Source organism: Bradyrhizobium brasilense (genome assembly GCF_029714345.1).
GTDB classification, from domain to species: Bacteria; Pseudomonadota; Alphaproteobacteria; order Rhizobiales; family Xanthobacteraceae; genus Bradyrhizobium; species Bradyrhizobium australafricanum.
Genome location: NZ_CP121669.1, coordinates 4,301,919 through 4,316,653, shown reverse-complemented (window position 1 = coordinate 4,316,653; position 14,735 = coordinate 4,301,919). Strand labels below are relative to the sequence as shown.

At 63.1% G+C, this 14,735-nt stretch carries 13 protein-coding genes and 1 tRNA gene; 6 read left to right on the top strand and 8 right to left on the bottom strand.

What is annotated here, in order from left to right; translation table 11 throughout:
- Positions 1-76: 76 nt before the first annotated feature.
- The gene (locus QA635_RS20215; RefSeq protein ID WP_057020754.1) at positions 77-2,368 is read right to left on the bottom strand and encodes a RelA/SpoT family protein; all 2,292 of its coding nucleotides are present in this window, start codon (positions 2,366-2,368) and stop codon (positions 77-79) included.
- 210 nt (positions 2,369-2,578) lie between these two features.
- Positions 2,579-2,971, bottom strand: a complete 393-nt coding sequence (gene rpoZ / locus QA635_RS20210) for a DNA-directed RNA polymerase subunit omega (protein ID WP_016844003.1) — start codon at positions 2,969-2,971, stop codon at positions 2,579-2,581.
- Between the two features lie 361 nt (positions 2,972-3,332).
- Here rpoZ and QA635_RS20205 point away from each other — a divergent pair, with 361 nt between their 5' ends.
- Together QA635_RS20205 and QA635_RS20200 are read left to right on the top strand one after the other, a co-directional pair.
- Positions 3,333-3,965, top strand: a complete 633-nt coding sequence (locus QA635_RS20205) for a LabA-like NYN domain-containing protein (protein WP_016844002.1) — start codon at positions 3,333-3,335, stop codon at positions 3,963-3,965.
- On the top strand, positions 3,946-4,605 hold the full coding sequence (locus QA635_RS20200) for a uracil-DNA glycosylase (RefSeq protein WP_225158901.1): 660 nt from the start codon (positions 3,946-3,948) through the stop codon (positions 4,603-4,605). The genes QA635_RS20205 and QA635_RS20200 overlap by 20 nt, the downstream gene beginning before the upstream one ends.
- A 211-nt stretch (positions 4,606-4,816) precedes the next feature.
- Here the strand turns inward: QA635_RS20200 and QA635_RS20195 are convergent, their stop codons facing one another.
- Genes QA635_RS20195 through dapA form a run of 4 tightly spaced genes read right to left on the bottom strand, consistent with a single transcriptional unit; the run spans position 4,817 to position 7,290 of the window.
- Positions 4,817-5,398, bottom strand: a complete 582-nt coding sequence (locus QA635_RS20195; RefSeq protein WP_283071264.1) for a peroxiredoxin — start codon at positions 5,396-5,398, stop codon at positions 4,817-4,819.
- 50 nt (positions 5,399-5,448) lie between these two features.
- Positions 5,449-5,922 (bottom strand): SsrA-binding protein SmpB, encoded by a 474-nt coding sequence (smpB, locus tag QA635_RS20190; protein ID WP_076834415.1) that lies wholly within the window; start codon positions 5,920-5,922, stop codon positions 5,449-5,451.
- Position 5,923: 1 nt separating this feature from the next.
- The gene (gene mscL, locus QA635_RS20185) at positions 5,924-6,340 is read right to left on the bottom strand and encodes a large conductance mechanosensitive channel protein MscL (RefSeq protein WP_283071716.1); all 417 of its coding nucleotides are present in this window, start codon (positions 6,338-6,340) and stop codon (positions 5,924-5,926) included.
- 59 nt (positions 6,341-6,399) lie between these two features.
- Positions 6,400-7,290, bottom strand: a complete 891-nt coding sequence (dapA, locus tag QA635_RS20180; protein ID WP_283071262.1) for a 4-hydroxy-tetrahydrodipicolinate synthase — start codon at positions 7,288-7,290, stop codon at positions 6,400-6,402.
- Positions 7,291-7,621: 331 nt separating this feature from the next.
- Here dapA and QA635_RS20175 point away from each other — a divergent pair, with 331 nt between their 5' ends.
- Together QA635_RS20175 and QA635_RS20170 are read left to right on the top strand one after the other, a co-directional pair.
- Positions 7,622-10,093, top strand: coding sequence for a transglycosylase SLT domain-containing protein (locus tag QA635_RS20175; protein WP_425249197.1), 2,472 nt, complete (start codon positions 7,622-7,624; stop codon positions 10,091-10,093).
- A gap of 239 nt (positions 10,094-10,332) precedes the next feature.
- Positions 10,333-10,426 (top strand) — tRNA-Ser (locus tag QA635_RS20170).
- Between the two features lie 240 nt (positions 10,427-10,666).
- On the opposite strand, the gene QA635_RS20165 is transcribed toward QA635_RS20170, so the two are convergent.
- Positions 10,667-10,975 carry a hypothetical protein gene (locus QA635_RS20165; protein ID WP_283071260.1) on the bottom strand — a complete coding sequence of 103 codons (309 nt, stop codon included), beginning with the start codon at positions 10,973-10,975 and terminating at the stop codon, positions 10,667-10,669.
- Between the two features lie 1,370 nt (positions 10,976-12,345).
- Between QA635_RS20165 and QA635_RS20160 the strand changes: the two genes are divergently transcribed.
- Positions 12,346-12,912 (top strand): hypothetical protein, encoded by a 567-nt coding sequence (locus QA635_RS20160; RefSeq protein WP_283071258.1) that lies wholly within the window; start codon positions 12,346-12,348, stop codon positions 12,910-12,912.
- A gap of 158 nt (positions 12,913-13,070) precedes the next feature.
- Entirely contained in the window at positions 13,071-13,352 is a 282-nt protein-coding gene (locus QA635_RS20155; protein WP_283071257.1) for a hypothetical protein, read from the top strand.
- 422 nt (positions 13,353-13,774) lie between these two features.
- Here the strand turns inward: QA635_RS20155 and QA635_RS20150 are convergent, their stop codons facing one another.
- Positions 13,775-14,683 (bottom strand): DMT family transporter, encoded by a 909-nt coding sequence (locus tag QA635_RS20150; RefSeq protein ID WP_283071255.1) that lies wholly within the window; start codon positions 14,681-14,683, stop codon positions 13,775-13,777.
- Between the last annotated feature and the right edge of the window lie 52 nt (positions 14,684-14,735).

Below are 14,735 nucleotides of genomic sequence, written 5' to 3'. Positions count from 1 at the left end.
CATGCGCGGGCTTGACCCGCGCATCCATCCTTTTGGAAAGATGGATTGCCGGGTCAAGCCCGGCAACGACGAGACGTTACCCATTGACGCGCTCGACCCGAGCGACGACGGCCTTGGCGCGCAACTGGGCGATGATAGCGCTGAGATGCTTGAGGTCATAGACCTCAAGATCGATGGTCAGCTCCGTGAAATCAGGCGATTGGCGCGACATGTGGATGTTGTCGATATTGCCGTCGTGCTCGGCGATCACGGTCGCGATCTGGGCGAGGCTGCCGGGCTCGTTGACATTATGGACCAGGATGCGGGCCGGGAAACGCTGCGGCATGGTCTCGTCGATATCCCAGCGCACGTCGAGCCAGCGCTCCGGCTCCTCCTCGAAATCCTTCAGCGCCGGCGACTGGATCGGATAGATCGTGATCCCCTCGCCCGGCGTGACGATGCCGACGATCCGATCGCCCGGCACCGCACCGCCGTTCGGCGCGAACTTCACCGGCAGGTCGGAATTGATGCCGCGCACCGGGATCACCGAGGTGGCGCGCGCCGGATGCGGCGGGTTCTGCGTCTTCAGCTTGGCGGCGAGACCCTTCTTGGCGCCATAGCGCACCAGCCGCTCTTCCTTGTAATCGGGATACATCGCGCGCGCGACGTCGGAGGCCTTGATCTCGCCGCGCCCGACCGAGGCCATCACGTCCTCGATCGAGCCGCGCGCGAGCCGCGGCAACGCGCCCTTCAGCTTGTCGTCGGCGTATTCGATCTTGGCGCGGGCAAACAGGCGGTCGACGATGCGGCGGCCGAGGCCGGCATATTGGTCGCGCACCGCGTCGCGGGTGGCACGGCGGATCGCGGCCCGCGCCTTGCCGGTGCGGGCGAGCGCTTCCCAGGCCGACGGCGGCGCCGACTGCGCCTTCGAGGTCAGCACCTCGACCTCGTCGCCGTTCTGCAGCTCGGAGGACAGCGGCGCGAACTTGCCGTTGATCTTGCAGCCGACCGCGCTGTTGCCGACGCCGGTGTGCACGGCATAGGCGAAATCGATCACGTTGGCGTTGCGCGGCAGCGCGATCAGCTTGCCCTTCGGCGTGAAGCAGAACACCTGGTCGTGGAACAGCTCGAGCTTGGTGTGCTCGAGGAATTCTTCCGGATTGGCGCTTTCCGAGAGGATGCCTATGGTGTGGCGCAGCCAGGCGAAGGCGTTGGACTCATGTTTCAGCCGCTCGTGCGGCGAGCCCGCGCCCTCCTTGTAGAAGGCATGCGCGGCGATACCGAACTCGGCGATCTGGTTCATGTCCTCGGTGCGGATCTGCAGCTCGACGCGCTGCTTGCCCGGCCCGATCACCGTGGTGTGGATCGAACGGTAGTCGTTCTGCTTCGGGGTCGAGATGTAGTCCTTGAAGCGGCCCGGCACCACCGGCCAGGTGGTGTGGACGATGCCGAGCGCGCGGTAGCAGGCGCCGACATCGTCGAGGATGATGCGGAAGCCGTAGATATCGGACAGCTGCTCGAAGCCGACCGACTTGCGCTCCATCTTGGTCCAGATCGAAAACGGCTGCTTGCGGCGGCCGAACACCCGCGCGGTGATGCCGTTCTTCTGCAAATTCTTGGAGAGCTGGGTTTCGATCTCGCCGATCAAATTGCGGTTGCGCTCGGCCAGTGAGTCGAGCCGCTGCTTGACCACCGCATAGGCCTCGGGATCGAGCACGAAGAACGACAGGTCCTCGAGCTCCTCGCGCATCTCGTGCATACCCATGCGGCCGGCCAGCGGCGCATAGATATCCAGCGTCTCCTCGGCGATGCGGCGGCGCGAGGCCGGCGGCACGAATTCCAGCGTGCGCATGTTGTGCAGCCGGTCGGCGAGCTTGATCAGCAGCACGCGAACGTCGTCGGCGATCGCAAGCAGCAGCTTGCGCAAATTCTCGGCCTGCTTGGCCTCGCGCGACACCAGTTCCAGCCGCTTCAGCTTGGTCAGGCCTTCGACCAGCGCACCGATCTCGTGGCCGAACACATTGTCGATCTCGGCCCGCGTCGCCTCGGTATCCTCGATCGTGTCGTGCAGCAGCGCCGCCACGATCGTGGCGTCGTCGAGCTTGAGGTTGGTGAGGATCGCGGCGACCTCGAGCGGATGCGAGAAATAGGGATCGCCGGAGGCACGGGTCTGCGTGCCGTGCGCCTTCATGGCGTAGACATAGGCGCGGTTGAGCAGGTCTTCGTTGGTGTCAGGGTTGTAGGAGCGGACGCGCTCGACAAGGTCATATTGTCGCATCATTCGCGTCCGCGGCTTGGCCGGCCTCTCCGCCGTGGACGACGTCGGCGCCACCGCGACCGTTTCGGTTGCAGCCTGCATCTGGATGGAACTGCGGCGTCGATACGCCATGAACTCGCTGCCTCTCGCGCGGGACCGGAACGTCCCACCTTTCCTCAATCTAGTGCGCTTTCCAATGAAGCAGCACCCCGCGCGGGCCCTGGAACCATTCAATTTCCCGCGTCCGCATAGGACGCACCGTAACAGCAAAATTGTCAACAAAAGCAAAGGCCCGGAGCAATGTCCGGGCCTTCGGCAAATCTGTTCGAAACGACGGCGAGCTTACTCGTCTTCCTCGGGCTGCTCCTCCGGGGGCGCCAGACCCTCGAGGCCCTTCAGCAGCTCTTCCTCGGTCATCCGCTCGACCGCGACCTCGGTGTCGTCGGCGTCGACGCTGGCACCGGCGGAACCGATCAGCGGCACGGTGTCGGGCTCGGGCTCGTCGACCTCGACGAACTTCTGCAGGGAGTGCACGAGTTCCTCTTTCAGGTCTTCCGGCGAGATCGTCGAATCGGCAATCTCGCGCAGCGAGACGACCGGATTCTTGTCGTTGTCGCGATCAACCGTGAGTTGCGATCCCGACGAGATCATCCGGGCGCGATGCGCGGCCAACAGGACGAGGTCGAAACGATTGTCGACCTTGTCAATGCAATCTTCGACGGTGACGCGAGCCATCTCGAGGCGCTCCGTGGTAAAAGGGACCGAACATGTAGGTTATGAGGGTTAGTTATAGGCCTAGCCCCGGTTTCGCAAGGCAAAATTTGTGATTTGCCTTCCGAACAGGCTCTGATAACCCGGTCTGACGGGGGCCAGAAGGGCCGGAGCGTCTGACGACATGGCCAGGTTGCTGTCCCAGGCGAGTAAATCTCTTCATTGCAATGTCAAGGGTCTAGGCTTTTTGCCCTCGCCTCACCATAATTGCGGTGGTGACTGTCGTGGGGAAAGATTCACAGAACTTTAGGCAGCAACGCCGGAAATTGCGCGCGGTTGATCACCGCCGCGCTAAGAACACTAACAACCACGCGAGAACACTTTGATGTCGTCACCTGTTTCCAACAAGATCGCGCTCTTCATCGACGGAGCGAATCTTTACGCCACCGCAAAGACGCTGGGCTTCGACATCGACTACAAGCGCCTCCTCAAGGAGTTCCAGAGTCGGGGCACCCTGCTCCGTGCGTTCTACTACACGGCGATCATCGAGGATCAGGAGTATTCGTCGATCCGCCCGTTGATCGACTGGCTCGATTACAACGGCTACACCGTCGTCACCAAGGCGACCAAGGAATTCATCGACGCCAGCGGCCGCCGCAAGGTGAAGGGCAACATGGACATCGAGCTCGCCGTCGATGCCATGGAACTCGCCGAGCACATCGATCAGATGATTCTGTTTTCCGGCGATGGCGACTTCCGTTCGCTGGTGGAAGCAGTGCAGCGCCGCGGCGTTCGCGTCACGGTCATCTCCACCATCGCCAGCCAGCCGCCGATGATCGCCGACGAGCTGCGCCGCCAAGCCGACGTCTTCACCGACCTTGTCGAGTTGCAATCCAAGCTTGGCCGTGATCCGTCCGAACGCCCGGCCCCGCGCGAACCGCGTCACCACTCCCCGCAATTCCTGCAGCGCGCGACCACCATGGCCCCACGGGGAGCCGATGACGATTTCGACGAGTAATCTCGTCGCTGCTGCTACGCGCCCCGACAGCAACTGTCAGCTTTGTGTCAGGCTGGCCGACTTCCGCGCGCAGGCGCGCGCACTGCATCCGGACTGGTTCAACTCGCCGGTGGAATCGTTCGGCGATCCGAATGCGCGGTTGTTGATCGTGGGCCTCGCGCCGGGCATGCAGGGCGCCAACCGCACCGGCCGTCCCTTCACCGGCGACTACGCCGGTGATCTGCTCTACGCGACCTTGCTCGAATATGGTTTTGCCAGCGGCGTCTATCAGGCGCGGCCGGACGACGGCCTGAAGCTGGTCGACGCCCGGATCAGCAATGCGGTGCGCTGCGTGCCGCCGCAGAACAAGCCGCTGCCGGCCGAGATCAACACCTGCCGGCAATTCCTCCGCGCCACCATCGCCACGATGCCGAAGCTGCGCGCGATCGTGCTGCTCGGACGAATCGCCCACGAATCGACTCTCAAGGCGCTGGATGTTCGCTTGGCGGCCGCGCCTTTTGTGCACGGTGCCGTGCATAGCGCGGGCAAATTCAAGCTCTACGACAGCTACCACTGCTCGCGCTACAACACGAACACCGGCGTGTTGACGACCGACATGTTCCGCAAGGTGTTCGCGACCGTGCGCAAGGAGCTCGGCTAGCGCCCCTTCCGGTATCCGCTTTGCGAACCGCTATCCAAAGCCTGCAGATGCACAGGACACTCGCGCGGATTCGGAATAATAGAAAATACCCCTGAGTTGCCCGACGTGTCAAGTTGCCTGGGCGAACGCCGGCCGCCGTCGGCTACGTTGCATGGGGTTGTTCTCGATATTTTGGCAGCGCCCCTGCGACGGCCCATGACTTCATATTGCTTTAGTCCGTCCGCGGATTGGCCTTCAGCCATTCCAGCACGTCTCCGGCGTTTCGGTCGGGCGGGAACACCGGATAGAACACGTGGCTGATGCGCGCATCGTCGATCACAAGGGCGAGCCGCTTGATCAGGGTCAGCCCCGCCACCGACATCGTCGGCAACTTCAGCGTGTGCGTCAGTTCCAGCGCTTCGTCGGACAGCACCGGGAACGGCAGATGCAGCCGCGAGGCCATCTCGGTCTGGTACGCGTTGCTTTGCGTCGACAGCCCGAACACCTGGGCAGCACCGGCCGCCTTCAGCTCGGCGAACAGGTCGCGGAACGCGCAGGTCTGCGGCGTGCAGCCGCGGGCGCCCGGGATCATGTCCCAATCGTCGACCAGCCCGATCTTGCCGGGCTCCCCGGTTCGCGGATAGGCGAACACCACGGTGCGGCCCTTGAGCGCCGACAGCGCCACCGCGGTGTCGTCGGTGGCACGCAGTCTGACCGGCGGGATCGTCATGCCGGTCAGATGCGCCGCGCCGCCGTCATCCGTGGGCGCCGGGATCTTGCTCCAGTCGACGTCAGTGAGGCTGCTCTGGCTCATCGGACCCTCTCCAACCGCCGTCATCGCAATGACGCCGTTTCCGCACCGTGCTATCCCCGCGCCCGCATCAGGCGGCCCTTCTCGCGGCTCCAGTCGCGCTTCTTCTCGGTCTCGCGCTTGTCGTGCAGCTTCTTACCCTTGGCGACCGCAAGCAGCAGTTTGGCACGGCCGCGCTCGTTGAAATACAGCTTCAGCGGAATGAGCGTCATGCCCTCGCGGTCGACCGCGCCGAGCAGCTTGTTGATCTGCTTGCGATGCAGCAGCAGCTTCCGCGGCCGCTTCGGCTCGTGGTTGAAGCGGTTGGCCTGCAGATATTCAGGAATATTGGCGTTGATCAGCCAGATCTCGCCGTTCTTGGAATCCGCATAGGATTCCGCGATCGTGCTCTTGCCGTTGCGGATTGATTTCACCTCGGTGCCGGTCAGCGAAATGCCGGCCTCGATCGTGTCCTCGATTGCGTAGTTGAAGCGGGCCTTTCGGTTTTCGGCAACAACCTTGATCGGGCGTTCGTTCTTCTCGGCCACTTTAGCTCTTCTTGAGGAGGTCGCGGATTTCCGTCAGTAGCACGACTTCGTCGGACGGCTTCGGCGGTTCGGCGGGCTTGGCCTCATCCTTGCGTTTGAACTGATTCATGAAGCGGACGACCATGAACAGCACGAAGGCGACGATCAGGAAATTGAGCGTCAGCGTCAGGAAGCTGCCCCAGGCCAGCACCGCGCCCTGCTTCTTGGCGTCGGCGAGGTTGGTCGCGCTCACGGCCTTGGAAAGCCCGGTGAAGTAGTTGGAGAAGTCGAGTCCGCCCGTAATCGCGCCGATGATCGGCATGATGATGTCGCCGACCAGCGAGGTGACGATCGCGCCGAAGGCCGCACCGATGATGACGGCGACGGCGAGGTCGACGACATTGCCCTTCATGGCGAATTCGCGGAATTCCTTCAGCATGCCCATCCCCTTCTGTTCGACATTGCGCACGGCACTGTTCACGGCGGTCGCGGTCCGGCTCAGTTGATCAGGCCGGCGTGGACCATGGCGCTGCGGACCGCCTGGCGGGTCGCTTCGGTGACCGGCACCATCGGCAGGCGCAGCTTCTCGTCCAGCTTGCCGAGCAGGGACATCGCGTACTTCACCGGCGCCGGATTGCTCTCGATGAACAGGTTGGTGTGCAACGGCATCAGCTTGTCATGGATCTTCAGTGCCGTGGTGACGTCGCCCTTCTGCCAGGCGGTCTGGAACTCCGAGCACAGCCGCGGCGCGACGTTCGAGGTCACCGAGATGCAGCCATGGCCGCCATGGGCCATGTAGCCGATGATGGTGGCGTCCTCGCCCGAGAGCTGGTTGAAGTCCTCGCCCATCGCCGCGCGCTGCTGCGAGACCCGCACCATGCTCGCGGTGGCGTCCTTGACGCCGGCGATGTTCTTCAGCTCGAATAGCCGCTTCATGGTGTCGACCGACATGTCGATCACCGAGCGCGGCGGGATGTTGTAGATGATGATCGGAATGCCGATCGCATCGTTGATCGCCTTGAAGTGCTGATACATGCCTTCCTGGGTCGGCTTGTTGTAGTACGGCGTCACGACCAGCACCGCGGTGGCGCCGGCCTTCTCGGCGTGCTCGGCGAGCTCGATCGCCTCATTGGTCGAATTCGAGCCGGCACCGGCGATCACGGGCACCCGGCCCTTGGCCTCCTCGATGCACCACTCGACCACCCGCTTGTGCTCGTCATGGCTCAGCGTCGGGCTCTCGCCTGTGGTGCCGACCGGCACCAGGCCGTGGGTGCCCTCGGCGATCTGCCAGTTCACAAGGCCGCGGAAGGCGGCTTCGTCCACCGAGCCGTTTTTGAAGGGCGTCACCAAGGCAGTGAATGATCCTCGGAATTTTGTCTTGGCTGCCATGGACTTCCTCCAAACGCTTCAGGCTAAAGGCTAGGTCGACGGACCTTTGTTGTTGGCGCGCTTCACGTCCGTGCGACCGGCACCCGGTTGTTGCGAAACGCCATGAAAGGCAATTCATATCGGGTCTGGCCGACAGGCGAAAGGGCCGTACCGTACCTATTCCCAACGGTAATCTGCGGCTCGCGACATCGTTTCCAGCCGCGATTTTGCCGTTGTGCTGGCGCAAACAGCCGCACCGGCAGGCTTCTTAGTATTTTGTGTACGTTTTCAATCAAATAAGAACCCATGGCCCAAACGACCAGATGATTCGGGGCCGCAGAGGACTTCTGTGATCCGTTCCGTTCGTGCAGGCACATTGCGGTCGACGGCGCTGGCGACGAGCCTGGCGCTCGTTGTTGGCCTTGCCGCCATCACGGCAGATGCCTGGGCCGCCGAGGATGCTCCAACCGCGAAGCCGGCTGCCCAAGACGCGGCTTCCAAGGGCGCCGCCTCCAAGACCACGCCGAAGTCCACGGCTCCGAAGGCGGCGGCTTCAAAGCCAGCGGCAATCAAACCCGGCGCTGCCAAGACTGACGCTGCCAAGACCAGCGCTGAAAAGACTGAAACTCACAAGACCGAGGCTCACAAGACAACGTCGCCCAAGCCCGGTGCGGTCAAGACAGACGGAGCCAAGGCAGCTCCTGCCAAGACCGAAGCTCACAAGGCAACGGCTCCGAAGACAACGGAATCCAAGGGCGCCACGTCAAAGACCACCGCGTCAAAGCCCGCCTCTCCGGTTGCAACCGGAACTGTATCGAACAGGTCGGTGCCCGCGCCCGCACTGGTTCCGGCAACCCGCCAGCATGCCGCGCCGATCGCGCGCAAGCCGGTGCTGCCTGCGGCCGTGGCCGCGACATCCTCGACGTCGCACTCGGACAAGGAAGCGCTTGCAAGCGTCGTCGAGCTGCTGCGCAAGCGCAAGCCGGCGGACGCCACCGAGGCCGAGGCCTCGATCTCAGATCCGGTCGCGCGCAAGCTTGCCGAATGGCTGATCCTGCGCAGCGAGGACAACGGCGCCTCGGTCGAGCGCTACCGCGCCTTCCTCGATGCCAATCCGAGCTGGCCGTCGCAGACCTTCCTGCGTCGCCGCATCGAGGCCTCGTTGTGGGACGACCGCCGCGACGACTCCGCGGTCTGGGCCTGGTTCCAGAATGAATCGCCGGTCTCGGCCAAGGGCCGGCTCGCGCTCGCCAAGGTGATGATCGGACGCGGCGACCGCGGCAATGCCGAGCGCCTAGTCCGCGAAGCCTGGCGCAACGACGGGATGAGCGAGGACACCGAAAACACCGCGCTCGACCTATTCGGCTCGCTGCTGACTGCCGGCGACCACAAGGCACGCATGGACACCATGCTCTACGGCACCGACAACGAGGCCGCCGGCATGCGCGAAGCCAAACGCCTTGGCTCGGGCTACGTGGCGCTCGCGAAGGCACGCATCGCCGCCACCCGCAAGGGTTCGAACCTGCGCGCGCTGCTGGAAGCTGTGCCGAGCGAGCTCTCCGGTGACACCGGCTACTTGTTCGCCAAGATTCAGTTGCTCCGCCGCGAGGAGAAATTCGCAGAGGCCGCGCGGCTGATGCTGAGCGCGCCGAAGGAAGCCTCCCGCCTCTACAATGTCGACGAATGGTGGATCGAGCGCCGGCTGCTGGCGCGCAAGATGATCGACACCAACGAGTTTCGCACCGCCTATCTGATCGCGCGCGACGCGGCGCTGCCGGCCCGCGACATCTACAAGACCGAGCAGGAATTCACCTCGGGCTGGATCGCGCTGCGCTTCCTCAACGATCCCGCCCTCGCCGCCCAGCATTTCGCGCGGATCGGCGTCGGCAGCGCCAACCCGACCGCGCTGGCGCGTGCCGGTTATTGGCAGGGCCGCGCCGCGGAGGCCGCCGGCCGCGGCCAGGAGGCGCGCGCCGCCTACGGACGCGCGGCCGAGCAGTCCACCAGCTATTACGGCCAGCTCGCGCGTGCCAAACTCGGCCTGCCGCAGATCGAGCTGAACAGCGCGCCGCGCGGCCGCGGCGCCGAGCGGCTGGAGATCGTACGCGCGGTGGCGCTGCTCTACGAAATCGATGCGCGCGAGCTCGCGATCCCGATCTTCGGCGACATGGGCGACAATGGCGATCCGGAGGCCCTTGCCGGCCTCGGCGAGCTCACCGCGCGCCACGGCGATGCCCGCGGCATGCTGCTGATGGGCAAGGCCGCGCTCAACCGCGGACTGCCATTCGATCACTACGCCTATCCGGTGAACGGCATTCCGTCGTTCCGCCAGGTCGGGCCGGAGGTCGAGCAGAGCGTCGTCTACGCGATCGCGCGCCAGGAGAGCGCGTTCAATCCTGCGGTGGTGTCACCGGCCCAGGCCTACGGCCTGATGCAGGTGACGCCGGACGCCGGGCGCTACGTCTGCAAGCGCGCCGGCATCGGCTTCGACCTCAACCGGATGAAGACCGACCCGGTCTACAACGCGATGCTTGGCGCCGCCGAGCTCGGCGGCCTGCTCGAGGACTATCGCGGCTCCTACATCTTGACCTTCGCCGCCTACAATGCCGGCCGCGGCAGCGTGCGGAAGTGGATCGAGCGCTATGGCGATCCGCGCGATCCCAAGGTCGACGCGGTCGACTGGGTCGAGCTGATTCCGTTCTCGGAGACGCGGAACTACGTCCAGCGGATCATGGAAAACCTGCAGGTCTATCGCGCCCGGTTCGGCGGCGGCACCAAATTGCAGATCGAGGCCGATTTGCGACGCGGCGCCAGCGTGGAATGAGCCGGCGCAACCGGTTTTCAACAGACTTGGCGCCCGCCGCTTCCGGCCTCAACCAAATATCACGCTAATCTATTGTTATATCTTTCATTTTAAGCATCCGCGCGCTCCGATACGAGCCTATCGGCGCGGCATATAAAGGCTTGGGAACGGCCGGCGGCCGAGTTGCCCTCAAATCACCTTGGCGCAATCTGAATCTGCCGCTTGCGGCTCAGCGCCCTCTCGGGCATATCGGCGCCATTGGAGACGTGGCCGAGTGGCTGAAGGCGGCGGTTTGCTAAACCGTTATAGGCTTGTAAAGGCCTATCGAGGGTTCGAATCCCTCCGTCTCCGCCAGCCAACTATTGTCCAGCCCGGAGACATGGGTAACAGGTCGTACCTAAGACATGGGTGACAACCTCGTGCGAGAGCACGGTCAAATTCATCTCTCAGAATCGCGCCGATTTTCCGAAACTTGAGACGGCGATCAGTTCGACCGTTACTGCAAATATGACCAAGGCTGGATAAAGAAGCGCCGCCGGGACAATGCCATTTCGAGCCCGGCGGCGTACTTTTGGCGTGCTGAACGGCACTCCCTTAAAGTTCAATCTCGATCGCCATGTTCGCGCGCACAAGGGTGGTCAAGCCCGCTTTCAATCTCTTCGCTTGCCAGGTCTGGAAAGCTGGATCGGCGTTCAGCTTGTCAACCGCCGCGCCGTAAGCCGAAAACGTCTCAAAATTTACTGAGAAAACGAAATTGCCGGCTTCACCGACGGCGACAGACCAGAACCTTGGTTTGCCACCATACTTGCGCCAAAGCCCGGCACTCTCCTTTGCCAATTCCAGTATTCCTGCGAGGTCACCGCCTGGATTCGGCTTGACCACGTACTGCACGACTACCGCCATGCTACCCTCCATTGAAATTACAGGAGGAGCGCATGCGAGGCTGCTTTTCGGTCGTGGGGTTTGATCTAAGTCAAGCAATCCAGCGACGCGGCATGGGTACTTAGCCGCCCCGGCGCGAACCGCGATGGCATAGTGCCTGCACTCTGGACCGTGCTGGGGATTTCAGTGTCCCAGTTCAGGAAGGAAACGCCGCCGGGCGTGTATTTTTGAGACCGGCGGCGTACTTTTTGGGGATTCGACCAGATCCAGTCGGTTGCCCAGCCGGGCAGACGATCCGGAAGCGGCCTATCGAGCAGGCCAGCGACCAACACGGCGAGCGCCGCGCGATGGCGCCTTCGCCGTACTCGACGCTGCTCCGTTCGAAATGGAGGACCGCCGAGGCAAATCGCCCGTATTCCCTCCAAAACGGTGTTGGCGTGCGACGCGCCGACTGTGACTTCGAAAGTATTTTCCAGAGCTCTTGGTCGTCCGGTCTTGTCCCCAAGCCACAGAAAAAGCGGCCCTTTACCCTCTCTTGAGCGGCGGTCCCAAAAGGGTCGTCGTGGAGGAATGCCGGCATTGGCCCCTGGCCTCGACCGGTTGTCACCTCCGCGTGAATGAAACATCATTCCCGGCGCCGCGAAGCGAGCACGCAACAAACCGCGCCCACCATCCCCGCATTGTTTATTTCACCTGAACATTTCCGGGGTAAGGCCATGCAGCAAGACAGTGGCATCCAATTCCAGGATACCGACCAGGTTCTGCGTAACGCCCAGCTTCACCGATCCGCCGACTTGGGTCCCTGGTTACGGCAGCGCTTCTCATCCAAGGCAGGCGGGCTCGTGGTCGCGACTTCGCTGGCTTGCATGGTTGTTGTGCTGGCGATCGCTGCTGCCCCGCGGCCGGTCTCGAGCGCTGCGCTTGGCAGCGAGTGGCAATGCAGCAAGGCTGCGTTTGTCCTGACGACCTGTCGTCAAGCCGACCCTGCCCGTTCATAGCAAGCGGCCGCATCGGGGGGCGTACGGTAGCGACGTCGATTGGCACTGGTGAAACCATTTGTCCGGCGACTCCGTAACTGGAGCGCCGGCCTATTTCTTCCATTTTGGCACTACGGGCCGGCTGGGGCCGTTCGGTCTTTCCCAGTCACGAACGGCCTCACTTTTAGGTCCATCCATGAACCGCGTCAGCTTTCCCTCGGCTTGATTATTTGGCATCAAATGATCAAGGCGCCCGCACGCAGAATCCGCCGGCCGGTCGAGCTCGAGCTGAAGGCGAAGAAATAGATGGATGGCCCAAGTCGCGGTCTCAGGTCAGCGATCTGTTTCGCGCTGGTTCTCGTTCTGCCTGCTGCGCAGACGTCGCCGACGCTGCATTCGCGGGACGAGTGGCGTGTGGTTGACAAGGAATGCCGCGACGTCTTGCCTGCGCAGGCAAAGATACGGGCGTGTCTCAACCTGCTGAGCGATCGACGCCTCCCGACCGCTTATCTTGCGTCGATCACCGGCGAAATATCGAGCACCTTTCAAGGCTTGCGAGACTACGGCAACGCCATCAAGTACAAGAAGATCGAAATTGAACGTTCCTCGGCGAGGCAACCTTCTTCGTCGGGTGACGCACTTCCTGCCAGTCTCGGTGCGATGTCTCTGCGTTACACGGAGCTCGGGACACTCCAGGCGCTCAATCGCCAAGCCAATTTCGGCAGTCAGTCGGATGAAGCGCGCCGAGGCGCCACCGAGGAGCAAAGCAGCTACAACCTTGCGCTTCAGTATAACCCGATGAACTACAGGGCATATCGATACCGGGCTGAAATTCGCAGCCAATTCTGCGACAGCGCGTCCGCCGCTCAAGACATGGAAGCAGCGGTTAGGTTTGCCGAACAGGCGGGAGATCAGGACGCCGCGCGAGACTACAAGCGCATCACGCTGGGTGCTTGCGTTCCGGCGTGGCGGCGAGAATAGTCCGAGCCATCAAACTGTCGCCCCCCGGCGGCATACGCCGCGCCGCCCCGACAGTATTCTCACGGACCCCGAACTGGCAGGGAACTTGCGATGTATCCGTGAGTAGTTCGGCGCCAGCTATTCTCGGTGTGCCGAACTCAGACATTCGGAGCACGCAAATGAACATGCATCATCGTTTTGAGACAGGTCGCGGACGTGGCGGACGCGAGTCGACGGTCAGCAAGATGCTGTCCGATCTCATCCTGGCCTGCCAGCAGATCGAAGCCGACATCGCGACCGAAGAAGCGCGCGTGGGAATTTATGACCGATCGGACGCGAGGTATCCGATTTTGGCAAGGTCGCTCAATGAGCGGCACGCCAATCTCAAGGGAACGATTGCCACGCTCGAAAAGCGTGTCGCCGAGAGATCTCAGCACAAGCTGGTGACCGACGCAGCATAGCTCGGTCCTTGACCAACTTCTTGCGCGCGGGCAGAGCCATCGACGTAATGAAGCTCAGTGCGGCGGTGACGACGTCAGCCGCTGCCGCGGGTGGATGGATCGAGGTTTCGGTTCTCGCCGGGCGGGATCGGGCCAAAGCCCGGATATACGTACCGGTCCGGAGGCACGACCTGTTCACTTGGACGGATGATGAGGTGCTGTCGCACGCGTCGATGATGCGCCGATGCGGCGCAGGCAACCGAGCTCCACAGCATCACAAGCGGCAACGCCAAGGCCAAGGAAATAGGCAAGCAAACACGCAAGGCAACACGCATCGCGATCACTCCGTTTCACCGAACAGGTGATCGCCGAGCGTAGCGCTGTATTCTGCCCTGGCTTCTCACATGCGATCAAAACAGCGAGATCGGCGATCCGTCACTTCGTTATCGCGCACCGATCGCGGTCTTTAGCGGCCGCGGCAAGGCCTGCGCGCAAGCGACACCGAGCAGCGCGAGGCCGCCGCCGATGACGTGGAATGGCCTGACCGGCTCGCCCAGCATCACGATCGCGGCCGCGGCCGTCAGCACCGGCAGCAGGTTCATGAAGATCGCGCAGCGGTTCGGGCCGAGCTGCGCGACACCGCGGATCCAGAGGAACGGCAGCACCACCGAGGCCAGCGCGCCGGCATAGACGATCAGCGGCAAAGTCTCGGCGTTGACCTGACGCAGCGGCGCCGGCGTCGCGAGGAACGCGGGAAACATCACGGCCAGCGCGCACAGCGCCTGCATGTAGGTGGATTGCCATCCAGTGATCGGCAGATTCCAGCGTTTCAGCAGCACGCCGTACAGCGCATAAACGATCGCGGCCAGCAGCATCAGCGCGTCGCCCGCATGCACGCCGTTCTGCAACAGCGACGACAAGTCGCTGCCGCTGACGAGATAGACGAGGCCCGCAAACGACAGCGGCGCGCCGCAGATCATGCCAAGCGTCGGCGGTTCGCCGAGCAGCGCGGCACTGAGGACGACCGTCAACAGCGGCGTCAGCGCGGTGAAGACAGCCATGTTGGTCGCGGTGGTGGTCTCGGCCGCCAGATACGACAGGCTCTGGAACAGGCACATCGCAAGGAAGCCGAGGATCGCGAGCGGACCGAGATGCGGCCAGATCGCACGGCGATTGCGCCAGGCGGCGCGCGCCACGAACGGAGACATCAGCAGCACCGCGACCAGCAGGCGATAGAAGGTGATCGCCTGCGGACCGATCGTGTGCGCCGAGAGGCGAGAAACGATGACGTTGCCTGCCCACAGCACGATGGCAACGAAGGGATAGAGAAGTGCAGCTCTTGACTTGAACATGACCCGGCAGCTTGTTGGTGGAGGACGCACCAGCAACTACCTGTCGCGCCGA

Coding starts and splice junctions, on each gene's coding strand:
- QA635_RS20155 (WP_283071257.1), top strand. CDS start 13,071: ATGAACATGCATCATCGTTTTGAGACAGGTCGCGGACGTGGCGGACGC.
- QA635_RS20165 (WP_283071260.1), bottom strand. CDS start 10,975: ATGGCGGTAGTCGTGCAGTACGTGGTCAAGCCGAATCCAGGCGGTGAC.
- QA635_RS20150 (WP_283071255.1), bottom strand. CDS start 14,683: ATGTTCAAGTCAAGAGCTGCACTTCTCTATCCCTTCGTTGCCATCGTG.
- QA635_RS20205 (WP_016844002.1), top strand. CDS start 3,333: ATGTCGTCACCTGTTTCCAACAAGATCGCGCTCTTCATCGACGGAGCG.
- QA635_RS20195 (WP_283071264.1), bottom strand. CDS start 5,398: ATGAGCCAGAGCAGCCTCACTGACGTCGACTGGAGCAAGATCCCGGCG.
- dapA (WP_283071262.1), bottom strand. CDS start 7,290: ATGGCAGCCAAGACAAAATTCCGAGGATCATTCACTGCCTTGGTGACG.
- QA635_RS20215 (WP_057020754.1), bottom strand. CDS start 2,368: ATGGCGTATCGACGCCGCAGTTCCATCCAGATGCAGGCTGCAACCGAA.
- rpoZ (WP_016844003.1), bottom strand. CDS start 2,971: ATGGCTCGCGTCACCGTCGAAGATTGCATTGACAAGGTCGACAATCGT.
- mscL (WP_283071716.1), bottom strand. CDS start 6,340: ATGCTGAAGGAATTCCGCGAATTCGCCATGAAGGGCAATGTCGTCGAC.
- QA635_RS20200 (WP_225158901.1), top strand. CDS start 3,946: ATGACGATTTCGACGAGTAATCTCGTCGCTGCTGCTACGCGCCCCGAC.